The sequence below is a fragment of the Roseibium sp. genome (genome assembly GCF_025698965.1).
In the GTDB taxonomy this organism is placed as follows: domain Bacteria; phylum Pseudomonadota; class Alphaproteobacteria; order Rhizobiales; family Stappiaceae; genus Roseibium.
Map to the genome: position 1 here is coordinate 1 of NZ_JAILWL010000582.1, position 3,634 is coordinate 3,634.

A 3,634-nucleotide genomic window follows, 5' to 3' on the forward strand; every position below is an offset into this window, starting at 1 on the left:
CCCAGGTAAAATCCGACAGGAAAAGAGACTACGACAGCACGGTTCGGCTTTGGCCTGGTCTTGAGATTGCAATTTAGGCTCAGACACAGTCTGAGCTTTTCAATTGACGCTTGGTCAGGTACTTGAGGTTATACTTTTTTCGTAACCTGGGGCGGTCTATGGCTGAAAACATTCATGAACTTGCACCACATCATCTGCCGTATTTTATTCCGGCAGCTGATGGCAGCGATCCAATGATGACGAATGTCCTCATTGGTCTGATTGTGCTTATCGTTCTTCTGGGAACATTTTATCTTTATCTGCATTCATTGCCCGAACGGCTTGCCCACAAACATGGAAGAATTCAGTTTGAACTCGTGGCCGTTCTCGGGTTGCTGGCCTTGTTCACGCACAATCAGGTTTTCTGGGTAGCTGCACTTGTCCTGGCCTTCGTTCAACTGCCGGACTTCATGACACCGCTTGAAACGATTGCCAGTGCAGCCCGGAAGATGGCCAATCTTCCCGCTGAGGAGCTGGATGACGACGACCAATTCGACGCAGAAGTAAATGAAGAGCCTGCGAAAACTGCTGGTGAAACTGCTGTAGGTGAAGCTCAGACATCGGAGCTGAGTGTGTCCGGCAACGGACAGAATGAAGTGACGTCCTCAGAGTCGAAGGTACAGTAATGTTTGAAACGCTCTTCAGTGCCTTGATTACAATTTTGCCGGACTATTTGTTTCGCAGGTATGTGCAAGGCAAACGGATCGGTCACGAGATTACTCTCTATTCCGTTTGGTATGAGCTGCGTTATGGGATCGTCACCTGCCTGATGCTGACGATCACCCTGATTACGCTCATTTTCTATTTTCATCCAACGGCAACCAGCGCTGTGTCCACGTTCAGAACGCTTCCGATCCTTCCGGAAGGGTCCGGTCGTGTCGAAGAAATATTCGTTGCCAATGAACTGGAGACGGAGATCAAGGCTGGTTCACCGATTTTCAAGTTGGATAGTAGCCGACAGCAAGCGGATGTTGTTACGGCGAAGCAGCAGGTTGAAGAAATCAAGGGCGAAATTGCCTTGGCCCAGGGCGAGTTGGAGGTTGCAACCGCACAAGTCGATCAGGCAGCGGCTTCGCTCAAACAGGCGCAGGATGAACTCGACACCCGCAACGAACTGTTCAATCGGAATGCGAATGTAGTGAGCGAGAGGGATCTGGAAAAGCTTCAAAACACGGTCGATGCTCGTCAAGGCGGTCTCGAAGCTGCAGAAGCCAACAAGGCTCTTGTTGAAACCAACATCAATGTTGCTCTCCCTTCAAAGTTGGAGAGCGCGGAAGCCAGGCTGGCAGAAGCAGAGGTCGAACTGGAAAAAATGACTGTCTATGCGAGTGTGGATGGCACGATTATCCAGTTTGCATTGCGGCCAGGAGATATTGTGAACCCTCTGATGCGTCCGGCTGGTATTCTGATACCGAAGGACTCCCAGAAGCGGCGTATTGTGGCCGGCTTCGGGCAGGTAGAAGCACAAGTGCTCAAACCGGGCATGATTGCAGAAGCCTTTTGCCCTGCCGTGCCATTCACAATCATTCCGCTCGTCATTACCGATGTTCAGGCTGAAATTGCAGCAGGGCAGATTGGTACGACGAGTCAGCTTGTCGACGCCACAAAATCCAGCGCATCGGCGACGATAACGACAATATTGGAGCCCCTCTACGAAAACGGGTTCGAAAAGTTGCCTCCGGGGGCGTCATGTACCGTGAACGCTTATACAAGCAATCACGAAAGGTTGGCCGCCGGTGAATACGAGGGCACGGGTGAGTTCTTGTTCTTGCACGTAGTGGATACTGTCGGTCTTGTGCATGCCATCATTTTGCGCAGCCAGGCACTGCAATATCCCATAAAGACGCTGGTGCTTTCAGGCGGACATTGATCTGTCGAACACATAAACCGGGAGGCTGATTGGGTGTTGGTCTCCCGGGGCGTTTTCAGCTTTCAATCTGAAACTCTGAATTTGGAGACGGATTTTCAAATGCAACGAGGGCCGTCCCCTAGACGGAGCACCAGAAAAGATCGTTTTCAACGACGTTGGTCTTGAAGACGATGTAGTTGAATGGTTCGTCGAAAGGGTTTTCCGTGCTGTGGACTTCATAGGGTTCGCACGTCAAAGTCTGTCCGGGTGCCAGATTGATCGTGGTCTCGTCGATAACGAATGTGCCTTGGCCGCTCAGGACATGAAACACTTCGGTGCAGCTTTTGTGATAATGCTCCCGGACCTTGGTATGCGGTGGAATTTCAACAAGTTGAACAAGACCGCCTTTCAGATTTACATCGTCATCGCGGAGCAGGATCTTTTTCCGGTAGCCTTCGCCGACGATCCATTCGACATCCGAATTTGACACAAGCTTCATCAGTCTCTCCGGTACAGGTTGATCCGCTGTTCATATTCGATGCCACGTATCCAGAAGACAACCTTCGAAAGACCGCGTTCAACCGATGCGCGTTGTTGCGGTCCGCATCAGCCCTCGGCAAACGGAAAAGCCTTCTCAGGGCTTTGCCCAATTTTTGCACCGCATGCATCAGCGCTCTGCGCAAGTGAATTGGACTAAGCTCCTGAGAGACAAGGCCTTGAAACGGCTCAGTGTTCGTAAGACACAACCTCGAATTCGATGCCGTCGTCGTCATCGAAATAGAACCGCCGCCCAGGTTCGTAGTCGCCATGGTTTCGGGTCGTGTATCCGCCAGCCTTGATCAGGGCTTCTGTCGCGTCAAGATCGTCGACCACGACCGCGATATGATTGAGGCCACCATGGTGGCTGTAGCTTTCACCTTTGACAGGTGTGGTCGAGTGCGGCGGGGTGTATGCCGCGATGTAACTCGTGTCGTTGCCAATGTGATAGGTCGTACCACCACCGAGGCTTTCGCCTTTCCAGCGGATTTCCCAACCGAACCAGTCTTTCAGCCGTTTGGCCATGGCGTCCGGGTCACTAACGGTGACATTCACATGTTCCAAAAAGGCGGTACTCATCTTTTGTCCTTTCAAGCTTTGACTTTAGCTGGACACAGGAGATAATTCCTCAAGTAAAGTTGAGGTCAAGAGGGAAAGTGATATATTTTGAAAAAGGTTATGAAAGGCAGTGATCTTCTGACCATCGGCGAATTGGCAGAGCGAACGGGGCTGACCGTGTCCGCCATCCGGTTCTACGAAGAAAAGGGCCTGGTTCATCCAATGCGAAATCAGGGTGGGCAACGACGGTTTTTGAGGGCAGATATTCGACGGCTTTCCTTTGTTCTTGTGGCACAGGAATTTGGGTTCACCATTTCGGAAATTGCTGTGCAATTGAAACAATTGCCGGAAGGGCGAGCTCCAACCAAGGCGGATTGGACGCGTATCAGCAAGCAGTTCCGCAGGCATCTGGATCAACGGATAGAGCGAATGACTGCGTTAAGGGACAAGCTTGATGCCTGTATTGGCTGCGGCTGTCTGTCGATGAAATCCTGTCAGCTCTACAACGCCGGCGACGCGGCGTCCCGCCACGGGAGAGGACCGAGATACCTGTTGGGTGATCGGCCGGAATTTGATCGCGATGATGAGCTCACCGAAGATCCATGAATGGCGATTTCGGTTAACGTCTGGAAGACATAAATTTGGATTAGA

The 3,634-nt window shown here is 51.5% G+C and carries 5 protein-coding genes; 3 read left to right on the top strand and 2 right to left on the bottom strand.

All coding sequences use genetic code 11. The annotated features are described in order from the left end of the window. Positions 1 to 158 precede the first annotated feature (158 nt). A complete protein-coding gene (locus tag K5905_RS29875) occupies positions 159 to 665 on the top strand; it encodes a hypothetical protein (RefSeq protein WP_297591300.1) in 507 nt (168 codons plus the stop codon). Then, positions 665 to 1,909 carry an HlyD family secretion protein gene (locus tag K5905_RS29880; RefSeq protein ID WP_297591301.1) on the top strand — a complete coding sequence of 415 codons (1,245 nt, stop codon included), beginning with the start codon at positions 665 to 667 and terminating at the stop codon, positions 1,907 to 1,909. Before K5905_RS29875 ends, K5905_RS29880 begins: the two co-directional genes overlap by 1 nt. A 118-nt stretch (positions 1,910 to 2,027) precedes the next feature. On the opposite strand, the gene K5905_RS29885 is transcribed toward K5905_RS29880, so the two are convergent. Further along, positions 2,028 to 2,387, bottom strand: a complete 360-nt coding sequence (locus K5905_RS29885; protein ID WP_297591303.1) for a cupin domain-containing protein — start codon at positions 2,385 to 2,387, stop codon at positions 2,028 to 2,030. A gap of 227 nt (positions 2,388 to 2,614) precedes the next feature. Further along, entirely contained in the window at positions 2,615 to 3,004 is a 390-nt protein-coding gene (locus K5905_RS29890; RefSeq protein WP_297591304.1) for a VOC family protein, read from the bottom strand. A 99-nt stretch (positions 3,005 to 3,103) separates the two neighbouring features. Between K5905_RS29890 and soxR the strand changes: the two genes are divergently transcribed. Beyond that, positions 3,104 to 3,589 (top strand): redox-sensitive transcriptional activator SoxR, encoded by a 486-nt coding sequence (gene soxR / locus K5905_RS29895; protein WP_297591306.1) that lies wholly within the window; start codon positions 3,104 to 3,106, stop codon positions 3,587 to 3,589. Positions 3,590 to 3,634 lie beyond the last annotated feature (45 nt).

What these genes read in the sequence shown, in the direction of transcription:
- soxR (WP_297591306.1), top strand. Translation starts at nt 3,104, where the DNA reads ATGAAAGGCAGTGATCTTCTGACCATCGGCGAATTGGCAGAGCGAACG.
- K5905_RS29885 (WP_297591303.1), bottom strand. Translation starts at nt 2,387, where the DNA reads ATGAAGCTTGTGTCAAATTCGGATGTCGAATGGATCGTCGGCGAAGGC.
- K5905_RS29890 (WP_297591304.1), bottom strand. Translation starts at nt 3,004, where the DNA reads ATGAGTACCGCCTTTTTGGAACATGTGAATGTCACCGTTAGTGACCCG.
- K5905_RS29875 (WP_297591300.1), top strand. Translation starts at nt 159, where the DNA reads ATGGCTGAAAACATTCATGAACTTGCACCACATCATCTGCCGTATTTT.
- K5905_RS29880 (WP_297591301.1), top strand. Translation starts at nt 665, where the DNA reads ATGTTTGAAACGCTCTTCAGTGCCTTGATTACAATTTTGCCGGACTAT.